This is a genomic window from Candidatus Poribacteria bacterium, assembly GCA_009839745.1.
In the GTDB taxonomy this organism is placed as follows: domain Bacteria; phylum Poribacteria; class WGA-4E; order WGA-4E; family WGA-3G; genus WGA-3G.
Map to the genome: position 1 here is coordinate 1 of VXPE01000063.1, position 17,655 is coordinate 17,655.

Below are 17,655 nucleotides of genomic sequence, written 5' to 3' on the forward strand. Positions count from 1 at the left end.
AAAAATCTTGGTGGTGCGATAGAGAATTGGAAAGAAAAGCGCGCAGGCTTCCCCAGGTTTAAGAAGCGCGGTTGCAAACATTCCTACACCACCGGCGAGCGCTTCGCTGCCTTGGAGCGGAAACCCCAAAGTCGCCCGTCTCACCCGCCAAAACTTGACGGTTCAGGCGAGGCACGGTTGATCGCCTTGGCGTGTAGCGATCCGCCAAAAGGGTTTGCACGCTGGACGTTACAACTCCTTGCCGATGAGCTCGTTGGACTTGAAATCGTTGAGAGTCTCTCTATTGAAACCGTCCGACAGACGCTAAAAAAAACGAACTACGCCCGCACCGGAGGCAGTATTGGGTGATCCCTCCTGATGAAGATGCCGACTTCGTTGTCGCAATGGAGCAGGTCTTAGACGTTTACGCGCGTCCCAAAGACCCGAAGCGTCCCGTTGTTGCCATGGATGAACGCCCTGTGGTGTTGCACCAACACCTTCGGGCTCCTGTGCCGGGCAAACCCGGACGCATCGCACGCATAGATTACGAATATAAACGCCGAGGCACGGACTTCTGCTTTCATGTTTACCGCGCCTTTTCAAGGGTGGCGACGCGTCTCGATCCGAGACCGCCACACCGCTGTCGATTGGGCAGCGGAAGTTAGACACCTCTTAGATGAAGTGTATCCCGATGCCTTGCGGGTGACATTGGTCTGTGATAATCTCAATACGCATAAAATCGCCTCTCTCTACAAAGCGTTTGAGGCTCAGGAGGCACAGCGATTGTCTTCACGGTTAGAGATCGTCCACACCCCAAAACATGGGAGTTGGTTGAACATCGCAGAGATTGAACTCAGTGTTCTCTCAAGGCAATGTCTGAACCGTCGGATCCCTGACGTAGAGACACTTCGAGCAGAAGTCGAGGCGTGGCAGGTGTATCGCAATCAGACGGCGAACCGCGTCGATTAATGTTGATGTTGATTAACAATTCGTTCAAACTCAACAACTCGCTCAGGATTGATCTGTCTGAACTTCGCGATACCATCTTCCCATCCATAGCGTTCTACGAAGGGTTTGATATCGAGAAATTGATCAGCGGGCGGTGAAGGCGGTGGCGGTCCAAACTCCATTTTGAAGGGGTTTCCTGAGGCTTTCCATTCTTTCAAGAATGCGATCGTCTCCCGAGTTTTTTCATCGGGAAAGAGGTCATACATCGCCTCAACGTGCTCTATTTTTTCATCAAGCGTCATAGGAATTTCTGCTTTTATTTTCATGTATCCATCAGCAAGAATATCAACCTGAGGCAGATCCCCAAATTGATTCGTCAATTGTGCGCGATAGTATTCAGCAAATAAGACAGGATCGGTCGTTCTATGCCAATCTTTGGGTGGATAGTCTTCCACATCTTCGGGAACATCAGCACTCAATTCTTGGTTCTCGATGTGCTCCCACCAGTTTTCCCAAGGGTCCGTATTATCTGCCAAATCAGTAGGAGCATTCATATCATCACTGCGCCAATCATAATCTCCCGTAGGACTTTCTATCGTAGAAATGACGGTATCCATTATCGGTACATCGGTATGCGTTTGTGAGTCTCCGCCCTGGTGGGTATGAACAGGATTCTCCTCAACTAATGAAAGTGGCTGCAGACTTTTCCTGAAACGCTTCTTGTCAAACTCAGTATATATCCCACACGCAATCGCAAACAGAACACAGCACAATGCCACTCTTAACATTCCTTTTTGCAACCTTTTCATTTTTCGTCTCCTGAATGTAAAATTTGTGCGACTTTTGACATACTCTCCAAGCTAAAGCTTGGAGATTCTGGTATCCTCAAAGGTTGCTTGCTATAGCAAGTCTGACACCTTCTACTCCAAAGGTTGATGCCCCAACCTTAAGGATATTTATAGCCGCATTAAGATCGCGGTCATGGTGAGTCTTACAATGATCACACGTCCATGTTCTATCATTCAATTCGAGCGAAACACGTGTATCGCAGATATGGCAAACAGAAGTGGTGGGCTGCCATTGGTCAATGCATTCAACACGCTTACCACGTTTCTTTGCTTGCCACTTCAGTTTCTGCAAAAATGCATAGAAGCCTATATCAGAGACTTTGCGACCCCAGAGACGTTTCATGCCATCAAGGTTCAAGGTCTCAAAGAACAGCACATCAAATCTACGCACAAGTTCAAGTGCGAGTTTCCAATGGTGATCCTCACGTTGCCTTGCAACCTTGCGGTGCATGCGCGCGTGGTGTTGTCTTGCGCGTTCTCGGTTGTTGCTTCCGTGTTGTTTTGTCGACAATTGGCGATTCGCTGTTCTGACGTTCTCAAGGGATTCGGTGAAAAAATGAGGCGATTCATACTGTTTTCCGTTGGAGCAGGTCAACATCGTTTTGACTCCCATATCAAACCCCGCAGCGTTACCCGTCATGGGCTTGAGATGGCATCTGCGATGATCCGTAACAACAGACATATAGAAATCGCCAAGTGCATCTTCTTTGATCGTGACAGTTTTGATGTTCCCAAAGATGGGACGACTCAGGTTAAATCGGTACGTTTTTCCCATGATCGTTACTCGGTCGGAATAGATTCCAAAACCTTTATCGCCCGCAACAGGTTTCGCAAACTTGTATCCAGATGGACACATCGTAAACGAGTACGGTTTACGAAACGAGCGGAACCTCGGAGGACGTTTGGCGATTTTCTTAAAGAACCGCTGATAACCTTCATCAAGACGTTTGAGAATTTGACGCGCAGCCCAAGAATCCAACTCGCGCCAATGTGCAAACATATCAGGGTGAGATTTACGCAGAATCGTGAACTCACGAGACATCTCACGATAGGACAGATACGGCAGCCCAAGAGCATAGCGGGTGCGTTGCCAACCGAGAAAGTAGTTCCATAGTGTGTGTGCTATCCACGTTTTTCGCTTCAGATTTCGATTACGTGGCGCACGAAAGAGTTTGTAATTTGTGGTATACATGGTGTTCCTTTACAGGGTGAGACCGATTCTAAACGGTGCGGTGGCACTCCCTTGCAGGAGGTAGAATCCACCGCCACCATGTAAGAATATTAAACCACAATTTACAAAAAAAGTCAAGTGTTTTTTCAAAAAACGCGTGCAAGTCTGCTCCCATCACGATGATCGTGATCGGAGCGACTGCAGGTCTAATTCACTAAAGCGGTTCTGTATCTCCCCGCTAAAGCGAGGGAGTTTTAGAACCGAAGGGGTTGATAAGTGTGCGATAGAAACTGATTTGCAGCCTCTACCGCATACTGCGTGTTTACCTAACTGTCACAATCCGAACAACTTTCGACATCGTCTACAGTCGATTGCGTTCGATAGACATACGAGGTATTATGCGATGAATGGAAAGGGTTGTACTTATGCCACCACGGTTCATAGTGATCAGATGTAACCCAATTGCTGTTTTGACAGGTAACACCGTCGGTTTGCACACAAAGATAATAATTGTCGGTTATCGTTGTCCTAATAATACCTGCCTCTACCTATTGTAATTGCGTAGGAAAAATCCCAAACATAAGACAGGCTAAAATTAATACCGACAGAATGATTCTAACGCGATTCGCGGACATAATAAACTCCTTTAATTGGGAATTGATAACCTTTAGAATGTAACCACGACACAACCGATCGCATTTATCACTGTATATGACACCGAAACGAAAAAAGTTAAGAGTAAAACCGCATTTTTTTCACTTTTTTACAAAAAACCTGAAAATTTTAGCGGTTATCCCAGAAATTGAGCCGAAAATCTATGAATACACATATCCGCATCTATCTGGTAAGACATAAAACAGATACATCCATCAAAACATCTGACAAAATTTCATTTTTTTGATACAATAAACATAGATGTTCTGAAGGCAGTTCTTATACCAAATCTGAAAAATAAATTCGCATTTCAGAGATTTTGAAATGCTATGAGGATTCGGACGGATTAGACGGGCGAGGGGACCTCGCCCCTACGAGCGGGTTTTCGCTAATGAGAAACGGTTATTCAGAAATGGTATTAGAACATAACGTAAGGAGGCTTAGGAAATGACCCGGATGCTAATACTTGCAACATGCGCGTTGCTTCTCAGTGTTAATTGTTTCGCTGCGTTTGAAGAGGAGACCGTGTTGTTATACCTCTTTGATGAAGAGACAGCTGATGAAGCAACAGACCTCTCCGAGTTTGAGAATCATGGTGAAATCACCGATGCTGAATGGACGAAGGATGGAAAACTCGGTGGCGCGTTGACCTTTGATGGCGCGAGTAGTCTTATTGAAGTGCCACATCACGAAAGTCTCTTCCCTGGCGGCGATGAACTGACAATCGAGGCGTGGTTCAAACCGGCTTCATTTCCAGCTGGACATCCACCGATTGCGCGGAAAGGCTCTGTCCCTGAAAGCGGTTGGGGTTTTGATACACCCGGCGGAAAAATCCGCGGATTCGTCTATACCGCTCCCGGTGCTGCTGCTGTGGCACAAGGCGCAACCCCGATGAAGGTGGACACGTGGCATCATCTCGCTATGGTCTACGATGGCTCAGAGATTCGTATATATCTGGATGGTGAACTGGACGGAGAAGTCCCGCGAAAAGGGGACATCAACGAAAATGAAGCCTCAGTCTGGATCGGGAAGAAAGCAAATGAAAATATCTGGCTTGATGGAACGCTTGATGAACTCCGCATTCTCAACATCGCAATCACGGAAGAACAGATTCAAGCGGATATGGAAGGCATCGCGTTTGCCGTTGAAGTCACTGGAAAACTCACAACGACATGGGGACGGATTAAAACCCAAATCCGCCGTTAGCAATTGGGAGAACAACAATGGATACAAGTTGGCTTGACTATTGTGCTACGGAAGAACAACTCAAGGCATTCAATGACGAGGGTTACCTTATTGTCGAAGACGCTATAAGCCCTGAGATGGTAGACGCATTAGAGGTCGTCGCAGATCGGCTTGATGCGGAAGAGCGTGTCAAAACGGGTTTAGCATCGCACGAATTGTTGTCGAAGTTCCGCACGGTCATTGAAGACGATGTCCTGTTGGAGCTGCTTGATAACAAAAAGGTCTTTCCGCTGCTCTGGGACATTCTGGGATGGAACATCCAACTTTACATCTCACACCTCATCATGTATCCGCCCGAACCGCCCGACAAGCCGCGGGTTCGCAAAGGGGCGCATTGGCATCAAGACGGGGGTAGACCTGTGCCGGAAATGGAGCGTCCACACCCCCGACTTTCACTGAAAGTTAGCTATTGGTTGAGCGACGTTACCCACCGCGACAACGGTGCGATGCGCATTGTCCCGTGTAGCCATAAACTGGACACCCGTCCACCGAACAACGAGAACGATCCTGATGGTGATCCGGAAGGTGCGATAGATCTGACCGTCAAGCGCGGGACAGCAGTGCTATTCGATCGACGGATGTGGCACTCACGCGGCTGGAATTTCTCGGATGCAACTCGGAAGGTTCTATTTATGGGGTATAGTTATCGTTGGTTGCGTGGCTTGGATTACAACCTCATGCCCCCCGAAATCCTTGAGAAATGCGATCCCATTCGACGGCAGTTGCTGGGAGACGGTGTAGACATTAAAGGGTGGTGGCAGCCCACAGATGCGGATGTGCCACTAAAGACTTGGATTGCTGAGCATCGTGGGGAGGAATACGTGCGATAGAAACTTTTGGGAATCTCACCGTCCGTGTTTTCTTATGGCGTTTTTCCTTGAATTTTGGGGCAGCATATCGGATAATTAAGAAAAATGCTTAAACAAGACGCGGGCTGATGGAAATTGGAGGCACATCCAAATGGATAGAGATGAATTGATTCTACAAAAGTTATCCGAACTTGCAGAAGATGTAAAAGACTTACGGAAAAATGTCGGCGGTCTACAGAAAGATATAACCGATGTGAAATTACAACAAGCTGATGACCGCCGCCGATCGGAAACTGCGGATGTGAAACTGGCCGCAAGTTTAGAACGCATAGAATCCAAGCTGACAACGGATTTGCAACGGGTGGAATCCGAAGTAAAAATAGATTTACGACGGGTGGAAGCCAAAATGGATGGGGTTATCACCAACATAGGCGAGCGTAAGACGGATACCAACGAACGGTGGAAAATCGGAGGTATTATTGTCTCTACGACTATAGCGATTTTGGCACTCATCAAGTCGTTTTTCTTTTCGTAAAGCGGGAACCGAATCGCATCACACCAACGCATCTTCTCCATCTGTCAGCCACGCCAGATCGAACTTTGCGAATGACAACGCCTCGTTCGGCCTCTCTTCGCCACGCTCATAGAGGCAGCATATATTCATGTCTGAATCGATACAGAGATCGGAATACGCCGCGGGACCCGCGTGCAAGACTTTGCCGCTATTCCAACTTTGACACTCATCGTAACTGATACGAATCGTCATCCGTTCACGACTCGTGCTGGCCGGGTTAGAGAACAGGACGCGGTTCTTATCGTGCTGATTCGCATCCGTATAGCGCACCATACTCGCTTGACAGATCGGTTCAATAAGGGCCTCTTCGTAACCGTATTCTGTGAATGTATCGCCCCCATCACTGCTTCTCGCGTATGCCCGCCGCTTCGGTGCGACGTAGTTTCGACAGTTGAAATAGAGTCCACCGTCCACAGTTTCAACGACAACGGATTCATTCGTCCCCGGTTGCGCCTTGCCCCCAATCCGCCACGTTTCACCGTGATCGTCGCTAACAATCAGGTGCGAGTAGCCGTATTGCGCGTAGTCCCGGCTGTTTCCAAGCACATGGTCACACGGAATGACGAATCTGCCGTTTGCGAGTTGAATCCCGTGGCAGGGACCGGTTGCATACCACGTCCAGTCTTCGTTCTTGGTCGTGGCTGTGATTTCTTTCGGTTCTGACCAGGTTTCTCCGTCGTCGTTACTGGCGGTCACCCAAACCGTGCGGGGTGCTTCGCCGGCAACAATCTTGCCCTCGGCGCCATCAGCGAGATTTTTGCAGAAAAGCAGATAGATGGTCCCCGTGTCGCGATCAACCACTGGGGCAGGATTGCCATCCGTATCGGTTCCTGTGGAAACGGCGACTTGCATCGGTTGCCAACGCTCGCCGTTGTCGAAACTCCGTTTCAGGACAATATCGATGTCTCCAGAATCTCCGCCCCCTGTGCGCCTGCCCTCACAGAACGCCAATAGCGTTCCCTCGTTTGACCGGACAAGCGCGGGGATTCGGAATGTATGGTATCCCTCTGTCCCCGCTGTGTAAAGTGGACTTTCCGTTTTGTACATACTTACAAGTCCCCTTTCAGGCGTGCCCAGGTCGTTGCGAGCTTTCCAATCGGTTGTACATCTGCCGGATCATCCATCACAAACTCATCGGGGTCCTTCTGATGATCGGAGAGTCGCACGCCATCAACGACACAATTCGTTGGGAATTTGGGGTCGGGTGGAGAGGCGTTGTTAATCTCAAAGGTTTCAGCGAACACGGTCGGACCCTTTTTGAAGGGAGCTTCACCTTCCAGCCTGCCATCTAAATAGAGTTTCAAGCCGTCGGGTCCCCATGTGCCTGCCATGTGGTGATGCTCTCCCTCTTGCCACTTGAGTTCTGCACTGTTGGCGTTATGCCATGAGCCTGCGCTTTTAATCCGCATCTGTGCGATCCCACCATTGTTAAACTGCAGAAATACCGCATCGGTGCCGCGTTTATAGGTCATGAACGTGAAAAGCTCACCTGTGATGGAACTGGTGTCCATACCCATCGTTACCCACAACTCAACGGTGCCTTCGTCGAGGTTAACAAAACGGTCTTCCACAGGGAAATGGATAACATCGCCAACGGCTTCGCTAACGAAACCGTTGCCAAATTTACCGGGTTTGAAGGTTCCGCCATCGACCGTGCCACCCTCTTTTTCAACTTCCGCTTTGCTCTCCAATGCAGAAAAGAAGGTCTCCTCTGCCATCGCCACAGAGACACAAAGCACTGTGATTGCTAAAAGACATAACGTTTTCATGAGATATCCTCCTATTCAGGTTAGATTGTAGTTTCGGGCTTACAAAGCCCGTTCACATGTTTGCTTCTTCTTCAACTTCCAACCTTCCGATCCTATTAGACTTCAAAACATCAAATTCAACGGTGAAACTTGCTAATAAAAAAAATGATACCCTGTTCTTGAATCATCCTCTATTTGGTTTTGTGGAAAGTGCGTATACATACGGCGAAGTTAATTGTTGGTTCGGCACACGAAGCCCTACTAAGAAATTACCAAGGACGATATCCGTCAGATTGACACACTTACAAAGCACTTCATGCCCCCATCTACCGAGGACTGCTCGCCACGGCGAATAATCGACAACGCTCAATTTCAAAGGACCGCCTGTATACCCGAACGCCGTGACCTGAAACTCTGTGTCTCGCAACGCCGAAGCGAGGTCAGTCGGCAAAATTACTTTGTGCGTCGCAAGAAGTTTCGGACTCGCGACGCGGGCGATCGGCGTATACATACCCCGTAGATTCGGTGTCACCGTGAGCATTGTTCCACCGGGTTTGAGGAGGTTGTACATCTCCTCTAAGATCGCTTGCGGTGTGCTGAAATGCTCAATCAATCCCATCGAGTAAACGAAGTCAAACGTCGAGTGATGTCTTTTGGCGAATGCGAACAGATCTTCACAGAGAATCGTTCCTTCCACACCCGCGAGGGCAAGATTGCGTTGGGCGAGTTGACACCCCAACTCTGAAAAATCGACGCCGTAAGCGTCACTTCCATACTTTTGCCCGAGATACGGGAGCCACAATGAATCGGCGCATCCCAACTCAATGAGCGTCGGTTGTTTAACACCTGCAAGTGCCCGATCGAACAGCTTCGCGAGTTGTCGGTTCGCGACATACACCCACCGCAGATGACGAATCTTATGCTGTTGACCGTCCCAAAGCGTCGTCCAATAGGATTCATCCGTTAAGGGGGTAACCTGCGAACCCATACTAACCTTCCTCCGAGAAAACCGCGTCATGCTCTAAAATAGGGCATAGGTCGCAGAGCCAGTCAGCACAATAATTTTTATGGAGACGGATGATCCCCTGCTCAATTTTAGCAGTCGGTTTCAAAAGACGCATCCGCTGCGTCTCTGTGAAAATCTGTTTATCAATTTTACGGATAATCTGATTGCCTGTTGATTTGGAGGCGACACTGTAAAGTCTTAGGAGTCCGTCCTGCAATTTCTGACTATTCGCTTCAATTGCCCAAACATAGGCGACTGGTAAAATTTTATTGACGATGATGTCTATAGCCCGACTCTTTCCAATCAACACCGCGTTCCGAGTGCCGCCTGTCCCGAAGTTAGCGTGCTTTTCCCAGTAGCCGATGGGTTCTATCATCAGTAGATTTGTCACCTCTTTTTCGATAGCGCGTAACGACTTTCGCGTGTCTGCAGCCACAACCTTTTCACAGATCGGCAGAAAATACATCATCAGACTGCCTTGTGAACGATGGATTAACTGGCTTATCGCGGCAATGCGTCGGGTAGGAGAGTTCAGGGGCCTCCCAGTGAAGCTCCAGCGTGCTTCTGTCATACGTGGGGAAAGTTCAGCATATTCTGATCCACGCCACAATTCTTCTAACGCTACAACACTCGGATCGTCTGTTACCTCCGGAGGCAGGGGTTCCTCCCTTTGTGAGGGTAAGAGTCCGGCGACTCCAAAAAGGATCGCTTGAATCTCCAGTTCAGATTTCTGATCGAGATCAGAGAGCGGGACGTGCTGCGCCAATTCTCTCAACGCCTTGCTGTTGCGTTCGTATCCCAACGCCTCCATGATCCCTTCGTAGAGAAGTTGCTCGAAATCAAGGCGCGTTCTTAACAAACGCATCGACGCTGTCTTTTCCAAAAACCGTTCACGTCCTAAAGATTCAAAGACCCCTTTCAGGACCTCTATGTTCAGCTGCTTTCCCGTCACTCGACAGATTCCATTTTCAGTCCCCGTATTTTGGGTATTGTCGTACAAATCACCGGTATCCGCCGCGACCCATTTCAGCAGTTCTAAGGTCGGCACGCGCTTGTTGTTCTGGAGCCGAATCCGCAGATTGATGTCATCGTCAAAATACACAGCATGCAGTATAACACGATTATATCTGGAATTGAGGTGATGCTTGTGCGTATACCACTCCGAAGATTGGACATGAATCTCGACATCGCCGACGTGGAGTTTTCCATCAATCTCAACCTCGGCGTGCATAAAATCAGGACCTTCGTTATGATTCCAGATTCCAGGTTTTAGCACGCGAATCGCGCGTCTATCAATTGATGCCATGTTGGTATCAAAAAAGCGTTGCTCATGCCACAATTTCTGAACGAAGGCTTCATCGATCTTATCGAGATCCGGCTTATAAGTCTCATTAATTTCTCTGAAGCGTTTAAAGAGGCGTTCAATCTCGACTGCATCATCTATATATGTTTCCATCTGTTCTGCTCTACTTCGCCTCCTGAATTTCGTTCAGCAATGCCCGCGTTGCGACTTGTGGTTCAGGGTGGGCGCAAACAGCGGAAATTACGGCGATGCCGTGCGCCCCTGCCCGAATGACTTCACCTGCGGTCTGAATACCAATCCCACCGATTGCGATAACCGGACACGCCGCGATGTCGCACATTCGGCGGAGCCTCTCTAACCCCTTCGCCGTTTCCGCGTCTGGCTTTGAAGTGGTTCCATAGATAGGTCCATACCCGATGTAGTCAGCCCCTTCTGAAATTGCGGCGAGTATTTTCTCTTCGGTTCGGGCAGATGCGCCAAGGATTGCCTCTGGAGATAGCATCCGTCTTCCGATAGAAACAGGCATATCGTCTTGTCCAAAGTGTGCCCCCGTCGCCCCAACAGCCAAGGCAATATCGGCTCTATCGTTCACAATCAACGGCACAGTGTGTCTTGAACATACGGCTTGCATGGATTGTGCCATCGCTATTAATTCGCGCGTCGTCCCTTGTTTCTGCCGGAATTGCACCGTATCTGCACCGCCTTCAATTGCCAACGCCGCCAATTCGGCGTGCGTAAATCGAGATTGTAGCGTCGTATCCGTGATGACGTGTAAAACGCCGATGTCTTTCATATTGGCATGTCACTCAAAATGTGGTAGATTATAGTTATTGGTTTGTCAGTTTGCTTCGCAGTGAGAATGCGATGAATCAGAATCAACGGTATGAATGCCTTATGGCATTCCCCGGGTATGAAGCCCTTATGGGCTTCCCCGTCTCCGAAAAACCTTTCAGTTATTAGGTAAGGGGTTCTCGAAAAATGACATCCTCTGGCACCTGATAACCGTTCCTTGGATACCCCTTAACTCTGATAGTCGATAACTAATTTAGTATAACACATCTGGGAGACACTTTGTGAACAATTTATTATTTCAATCCGGAGATAAAGTGCTTTTTATCGGGGATAGCATTACAGACTGCGGACGGCGTGATGCCTACGCGCCATTGGGACACGGCTATGTCCGCAAAATAACCGAACTCATCACTGCGAAATACCCGGAACGTCGCATCACCTACGTCAATAAAGGCATTGGTGGGGACATCGTAGAAGGTTTGGAAAGCCGATGGGATATCGACGTGATTGACGAAAAACCGGAATGGCTTTCGGTGAAAATCGGCATCAACAATGCGAGTCGGCAGCACATGGAAGGTGTTCCAACGTCAGACTATCTGCCGATGTGGGAGGACTGCTATCGACGGATTCTCACACGTGCGAAAACTGAATTAGACGCGCCACTTTTTCTTTTTGAAATTTTCTATGTCGCAGAAGACGTTGAGACACCGCGTCCATTGGACACAGACGCTTACAACGCAAGTATTCATAGACTGGCGGAAGAATTTGAGGCACGGTTGATTCCGACGAGTACCGCTTTTGAGAACGCGGTCGCTGCCCGTCCCGGTGCCCTCTGGACAACGCAAGACGGTGTCCATCCAAATGCAGAGGGACATACGTTGATGGCACTGGAATTTCTCAAGCAAGCCGCGTGGTGAACGAGGCAGCGTATCTATCGTCCCGATGATTTTTTCAATGCCTCAATTAACTCACGCTCACGATGCGAATTATATTCGGAGGCAAATCGTTGTGCTTCGACACGATTGCCCCAATAAAATTGGCCTCCGATCAAGGAGATACCCGCGCCGTCAACATAACGGCGTTCACGAATGGCATCCGCGACAAGATACATGAATGTCCCACCCAAAACTGCTGCGAGAACACCTTCTTTGACTCTCCCTACATAGAGCTGCCCGCTTCCGGGAACGATTGTGGACAACCATCCAGCTAATTGCGGCGATTTGTGTGGAAGTGGTGTTTTTTCAAGAAGTATGTCCGCCAATTGACGCGCATTTTTTCCATGCGGTGCAGCAGCCTGTGGGGTTCCTACTCGTCGCAATTCCGCAATAGCCTTGTCCCAATCGGATGTCCGAACGTAACACCAACCACGCAGATAGTGTGCTGCTGCCACTACCTCTATATCTTCAGTCGAATGCAGAAGTTCAAAGAGTGCCGTTCGCGCCAGTGAGTATTCACCGGCATCAAAATGGAGCTGCCCAATCATCAACTGGCTCCGAAACCGAAAAGGTGAATTCGGATAAACGGCTAAAAATTCACGAAGCAGGTGTTCAGCACGCTCAGGTCGGTTTTGGTAGTAATAACTCTGTGCGATCCGGTAATCCGCCACATCCCTGAATTCCGTGTCAGGTCGATAGAAGAGGAGGCGTTTGTATGCCAACCGTGCCGCCCGATAATCGCCCGATTCAAAAAGGTGCTCTGCGTAACGGTGCTGACTTTCCTCGTCAGAGCCACTGCTAATTGCGAACACAATGATGGAAAGAAAAAGAGATGCCGCTGTCATAAAACTCCGTGTCTAAAAGACTTTTCATCAAATATCTATTTGTTTTTCCAATTCATGCTAAATGCTTAGAGGAGTTCACCCAATGCAATATTACCGCGCTGGTGACTTATTTGGGTTTTTGGGAATATACATGCCATAACATCGAATGTTTTCTGGGTAGATGTACCGCTTCAGGTGGAAGAGCGACCTCCACATTATCAAGGGGTTTCCCGTTCTTATCTGTGAATCGGAGATAAAACCCGGTTACTTTCTCCCCCCTTTGAACCACTTTTACGAGGATCTTATTCAGTCCACTTTTTAATTCCACAGGGACGATGTATTCGTCAACTCGCAATCCATACTTTTGATTCGGATTGAAATATACCAGCTTATCATTGACCCAAACTTTCAGTGCCCCGCTAACACCGAGACGCATCTGTGATTTGACTGGCACAGGTAATTTTACATAACTGAGCGCATAACAAGCCATAGTGCTTGTTTTGAGGACACTCCTTAAATCAACATAACTCTGCACAATGTCGAAGTCAGGATACACCCAGTGAATTTCTCTTTCAAGCCACTGCTTCCGCGAGGTTTCGCTAACCGTCTTATATTCTTTATTCAATTCAATCCGCTCTTCTGGAGGTAATACCTCGTTAAAGGCAGTGAGTCCGCGATAATCTCTATGAGTTATCCACGGACCGATTATGAGCCAATCTCGGTTCAAGATAAAACCCATTTGATCGTGTAATTTTATAGCCTGTTGAGAATTGCCCTTAGCACGGTAAGCCTCACCCAGCAAAATAGCAAAATACGGATTTTCAGGTTGTTGCTGCAACATCTCCGTGAGTGTATCATGAATTGGTTCAAGTGCTTCCAACGTTTTTAATCCGTCTGGCTTTAGCATTTTCGTGAGAGAACTGCTTTTCGTTGCTTCAATAATCGTTGTTCGGGCATTATTTACCTGATGCTGTTGTTCCGAGGTAAGTTTGAAGGCTTTTGGATTGATGGTGACCTCAAGTGGGAAGCGAAGTATTGGGACGACTTCGTTATACTCACTTTGCGACCTCTGGGTTGCGCTACAATGCTGGATTCCAAAATCTTTGCTTTTATAGACGGTGCCGTTGACGATTAGCGTCGGAGAATCTTGAATTGAAAGAGGATGCCCCTTAATATTATCACTGAGAAGAGAAAACCCCTCTCCGGCCCGTGTGAGTTGTTCTACCTTTTCCGGGTCAATACCAAGACGATTCGCACATGTTTTCCAACCTTCGTAACTCCGGTAATTCTTTGTATAGCAGAGCAAGTAATCCAAAAACACGTCAGGATAGTGTTTGGCTATAATTAATTGACGAATATTCTCCCAGATTTCTGGAATACCGTGTAAACTGCCAAAACGTGTCAGATCGTATGTTGGCCCGCCGAAATCATCCGCAATGTAAAACATCTTAAAATCAATTTGAGATTTGTAACGTTTTACAATTGGAATGAGTTGTCTTTTCACTTCGTTTGCAAAAGGACATAAACTCATCGCATACAACTCCATAGTGGTTATCTCCTTTTGCTTGATTTCTGTTACGAGTTTGTCAAGAATATCAGGTACCTCTTGACTGTGATCAACCTTCGGAAGGGCAACCTCAAATCGATTTTCAAAGTTAGGCGAATGTTTCTGGTTATGACACTCCAGACAGATTTCCTTCTCAACTTCTCCTCGAATGTTCTGTCGGGATGGTTTTGCGATGTGTTTTCCACCTGGGCCGTGGCATGTTTCGCACCCTACATTCCTGAAGTGATTTTGATCTGCTTGCGTTGTATACCCCGTTTCGTAACCAAACCCAACGACGTGACACGATACACAATCTGGGTGGAAATGTTTCTGAGCCTTCAACAAAGTATTGAAAGCAAACGCGTGTCTCGTGGATTGCCATTGCTTAAATTCCGATTGATGACAACCAGAACAGGAGTTGCTCCCTACATAGTGATTTGCGTTATCTTGTTCCAGTGATTCATTAGTAAATAAAGGTTTACCTAATGCTTGGAGCGTTTCGTCAGCAGCGATCTTATCATAGAAAGTCTGTAGAATGGATCTCACTGTGGGTTGGTCAGGAATTGTCTCGTCCATAAATAGTTCTTGAACTCGGTAATCAATAATTTTTCCATGTTCGTTGAGTTTCAAGTCAATTCTTCCTAAGGTTTCTCCTTGTGGCGTACAGTAAGCAATCATTGTTTTCTCGACGGTTTCATATTGCCTTCCCCGTGCTTTAGGTTTCATACTGATGATAAGATCAATTTCTTTGAGTTGATCTGCGATTTGACGGTTGTCTGCTTTATTCAATGCACTTAGTAAGATGACAGTCCTACGATTTCCCTTTTGCGCTGCAACTTGTTGTCGTAAATTTCCTATTAGGTGAGACAAAGAATGATTTGGAAGGTAACTGGCACCCAAAACAAGAAATTCATTTTCCTTTAATTTCTTTGTGAACACCGGTTGAACGAATTCACCATTTTGCCATAAAGGCGGATCATTTGTTGAGATGAAAGGCAATTGTAATTCAGTCGCAATCCCTCCTAAAAAACGATCACCAAACTGTAATTCGGTTGGAGAAAGCAGAATAGCATCATAGCCTATAGCCTCCATTGCCTCCATATTTGCTTTTCCCCGTAGTTGGTCAAGAGAGTTAGTTCCTTCAAAAATACCACCCGCATCTACCAACAAAACAGACTTTTCTTGTATTCTTATTTCATCAATCAAAGTAGCACGACGCGCGACACCTCCTGATTGACCAGGATAACACCCGCAAGGCTCAAGATAACTCTGGGTGTTACCTGTATACAAAACCGTAATCACCCGTTCACCTTCAAGCGGCTGATAGTTTGACTGTTCCAATGGTTCTGTTTGTGGAGAATCTTGCGGCCACAAAAACAGGTATACCAAAAAACCACCCGAAAGAATAGCAAAAAAAATGAAAATAAACTGTGTTCTGTTCACGAAAATACTCCTCAATCCCCTGACGTGCATGATGATGCGTTTCTATAGGCCTGAATTTCCTTTTGAACCGCTGTTGTAGCAAATTCAGCGGTATTTTGGAGCAATTTTCGGATATCCTTCGCCTTTTCAAAAGTGAGCAACATAACTTTCGCGCAAATGAGTTTACTATAGAATAGATCCGCTATTTCCTGCTCTGGCAGGTCACTGAAAAAACGGAGATAAATTATGAGTTGAGATGAATCCTGCTCCTCGGCCTCAACCGATTCAATCTGATCGCTGAGCAGGGTAAAAGATAACTTAAGCCGTGTTACTATCTACTTTTGATTCTTGCCCATAGAGTTGACAACTTCCCCTGAGGGGAAACGACCAATGGTTTTGGGGACCATGCAGGTTCGACAGCCAATTCTAAGTTCTCAACAAGGGCAATCCTCTTGCCCCCATCGGCGTTCATCACATAAATATTATACAAGTCATTTTTTTGTCTTGATGAATAGGCAATCTGCATGCCGTCTGGTGACCACGTCGGGTGTCTGTCCTCGAATTTGCTGCCGGTCAGATTTGTCTTATCTGTGCGATCCACGTTTATGATATAGATGTCAAAAGGCTGATTGCGTGGTGAAGACGAAAAGGCAATTCGTTTTCCATCCGGAGACCACGTAGGCTCTAAATCCCACTCTGGTCCCTCAGTGATATGTCTTATATCCGTACCATCAGCGTTCATTACAAAGATATCTGAGGTTAAAATACGGTTAGATTGAAAAGCAATCTGTTCTCCATCTGGAGACCAAGACGGATTACTATCAGAACCCGGATGGTCGGTGAGTCGGATCGGATTGCTGCCATCAGCATTCATCACATAAATTTCTAAGTTCCCATCCCGATTTGACGTGAAGACAATCTGTCTCCCATCTGGAGACCACGCTGGATGATTATCATCCGCGAGATGTTGCGTCAGGTTCATTTTACTCCGTTCTCTTACATGTATTAGATAGATTTCAAGGGGTTCAAGGATTTTAGGGGGTTGATTGATTCTAACAGGACCAACTCGATCAGATGCACAGGCAATCTGTTTCCCATCTGGAGACCAAGCCGCTCCCCAGTCCCCTCGGTCATGATGGATGAGTTGTTGGATATCTTTATTATCAGTCGATATCACATAAATCTTTGGTTCCCAGTCCAGCACATTGTCCTCCAACATACCGTCCGACGTAAAGGCGATTTGCGCTTCAGCACAACGCATCATACCTATTAATCCCACAACGCATAAAGAAAAAAAGAAAAAGATAATTTTTGAGGGATTTCTCGGTGGTTTCAATTGGATTCTCATTTTTACCTTTTTTAAAATGTTGACCTTAATGTATGTAAACAGGAAAAATCTCACAACAGATAACGTAGGTAAGTAATTAAGGTCGTTTTACACAATATTGTCAATAAACACCCCAAACAAATCACCCCCGCTAAACTCACATGTTCTTGAACTTTAATTGTATCACCCAATTGTTGAAAAGCACCATCTCGCCATAACTTTTGGACCTCTTCAACTTTGCTATGGGAAATCCCTTTTGAAGATACATCTAAAACGATTTTGTCTTTCTTCCGTTGGGGGAATGTTGCGGGTTCTTTTTCGTAGTAAATCTGACCATTCGCCATCGTGACTTGAAAAATGCGTTCCGCTGGAATTGTTCCTTGAGTCAAAGCGTTAAAATTGAGATCTCTGATATATACCTTCTGCCCTATCTGCCAGATAAACGGTCTTAACCGGAAAAAGCAACCATTGGGTAGGCGTAGCACATAAGAGTCCCAAAGCCCCAAACTCATGTCCGTAGTGGA

General features: G+C 47.0%; 17 protein-coding genes. 7 read left to right on the forward strand and 10 right to left on the reverse strand.

What is annotated here, in order from left to right:
* The 3 genes from F4X88_10360 to F4X88_10370 form a co-directional block, all read left to right on the forward strand.
* A partial coding sequence (locus F4X88_10360) for a helix-turn-helix domain-containing protein (protein ID MYA56687.1) occupies positions 1 to 348 on the forward strand: 348 nt, incomplete at its 5' end.
* Entirely contained in the window at positions 345 to 644 is a 300-nt protein-coding gene (locus tag F4X88_10365; protein MYA56688.1) for a hypothetical protein, read from the forward strand. The genes F4X88_10360 and F4X88_10365, both read left to right, overlap by 4 nt.
* Entirely contained in the window at positions 562 to 948 is a 387-nt protein-coding gene (locus tag F4X88_10370) for a hypothetical protein (GenBank protein MYA56689.1), read from the forward strand. The genes F4X88_10365 and F4X88_10370 overlap by 83 nt, the downstream gene beginning before the upstream one ends.
* Here the strand turns inward: F4X88_10370 and F4X88_10375 are convergent.
* On the reverse strand, positions 945 to 1,736 hold the full coding sequence (locus F4X88_10375) for a hypothetical protein (protein MYA56690.1): 792 nt from the start codon (positions 1,734 to 1,736) through the stop codon (positions 945 to 947). The two genes, F4X88_10370 and F4X88_10375, sit on opposite strands and share 4 nt — an antisense overlap.
* Before the next feature lie 76 nt (positions 1,737 to 1,812).
* Positions 1,813 to 2,967 carry a transposase gene (locus F4X88_10380; GenBank protein MYA56691.1) on the reverse strand — a complete coding sequence of 385 codons (1,155 nt, stop codon included), beginning with the start codon at positions 2,965 to 2,967 and terminating at the stop codon, positions 1,813 to 1,815.
* A 1,080-nt stretch (positions 2,968 to 4,047) separates the two neighbouring features.
* On the opposite strand from F4X88_10380, the gene F4X88_10385 reads away from it, so the two are divergent.
* The 3 genes from F4X88_10385 (at position 4,048) to F4X88_10395 (ending at position 6,189) form a co-directional block, all read left to right on the forward strand.
* Entirely contained in the window at positions 4,048 to 4,806 is a 759-nt protein-coding gene (locus F4X88_10385; GenBank protein MYA56692.1) for a LamG domain-containing protein, read from the forward strand.
* Between the two features lie 17 nt (positions 4,807 to 4,823).
* Positions 4,824 to 5,675: a phytanoyl-CoA dioxygenase gene (locus F4X88_10390; GenBank protein MYA56693.1), complete on the forward strand. Its 852-nt coding sequence runs from the start codon at positions 4,824 to 4,826 to the stop codon at positions 5,673 to 5,675.
* A gap of 130 nt (positions 5,676 to 5,805) precedes the next feature.
* Positions 5,806 to 6,189: a hypothetical protein gene (locus tag F4X88_10395; GenBank protein ID MYA56694.1), complete on the forward strand. Its 384-nt coding sequence runs from the start codon at positions 5,806 to 5,808 to the stop codon at positions 6,187 to 6,189.
* 18 nt (positions 6,190 to 6,207) lie between these two features.
* On the opposite strand, the gene F4X88_10400 is transcribed toward F4X88_10395, so the two are convergent.
* The 5 genes from F4X88_10400 to thiE all read right to left on the reverse strand — a co-directional run bounded on the left by F4X88_10400 (position 6,208) and on the right by thiE (position 11,078).
* Complete coding sequence (locus F4X88_10400; GenBank protein ID MYA56695.1) at positions 6,208 to 7,275, reverse strand: exo-alpha-sialidase; 1,068 nt, start codon at positions 7,273 to 7,275, stop codon at positions 6,208 to 6,210.
* 2 nt (positions 7,276 to 7,277) lie between these two features.
* The gene (locus F4X88_10405; protein MYA56696.1) at positions 7,278 to 7,997 is read right to left on the reverse strand and encodes a LamG domain-containing protein; all 720 of its coding nucleotides are present in this window, start codon (positions 7,995 to 7,997) and stop codon (positions 7,278 to 7,280) included.
* A gap of 163 nt (positions 7,998 to 8,160) precedes the next feature.
* Positions 8,161 to 8,994, reverse strand: a complete 834-nt coding sequence (locus F4X88_10410; GenBank protein ID MYA56697.1) for a methyltransferase domain-containing protein — start codon at positions 8,992 to 8,994, stop codon at positions 8,161 to 8,163.
* The gene (locus F4X88_10415; protein ID MYA56698.1) at positions 8,966 to 10,438 is read right to left on the reverse strand and encodes a DUF2851 family protein; all 1,473 of its coding nucleotides are present in this window, start codon (positions 10,436 to 10,438) and stop codon (positions 8,966 to 8,968) included. Before F4X88_10415 ends, F4X88_10410 begins: the two co-directional genes overlap by 29 nt.
* Before the next feature lie 10 nt (positions 10,439 to 10,448).
* Complete coding sequence (gene thiE, locus F4X88_10420; protein MYA56699.1) at positions 10,449 to 11,078, reverse strand: thiamine phosphate synthase; 630 nt, start codon at positions 11,076 to 11,078, stop codon at positions 10,449 to 10,451.
* A 280-nt stretch (positions 11,079 to 11,358) separates the two neighbouring features.
* Here thiE and F4X88_10425 point away from each other — a divergent pair, with 280 nt between their 5' ends.
* The gene (locus F4X88_10425) at positions 11,359 to 11,994 is read left to right on the forward strand and encodes an SGNH/GDSL hydrolase family protein (GenBank protein ID MYA56700.1); all 636 of its coding nucleotides are present in this window, start codon (positions 11,359 to 11,361) and stop codon (positions 11,992 to 11,994) included.
* Positions 11,995 to 12,008: 14 nt separating this feature from the next.
* On the opposite strand, the gene F4X88_10430 is transcribed toward F4X88_10425, so the two are convergent.
* From F4X88_10430 to F4X88_10440, 3 genes are all read right to left on the reverse strand, one after another.
* A complete protein-coding gene (locus F4X88_10430) occupies positions 12,009 to 12,857 on the reverse strand; it encodes a tetratricopeptide repeat protein (protein ID MYA56701.1) in 849 nt (282 codons plus the stop codon).
* A 106-nt stretch (positions 12,858 to 12,963) separates the two neighbouring features.
* Positions 12,964 to 15,855, reverse strand: a complete 2,892-nt coding sequence (locus F4X88_10435; protein ID MYA56702.1) for a hypothetical protein — start codon at positions 15,853 to 15,855, stop codon at positions 12,964 to 12,966.
* Between the two features lie 280 nt (positions 15,856 to 16,135).
* Positions 16,136 to 17,152 carry a hypothetical protein gene (locus F4X88_10440; GenBank protein ID MYA56703.1) on the reverse strand — a complete coding sequence of 339 codons (1,017 nt, stop codon included), beginning with the start codon at positions 17,150 to 17,152 and terminating at the stop codon, positions 16,136 to 16,138.
* Positions 17,153 to 17,655: the final 503 nt, after the last annotated feature.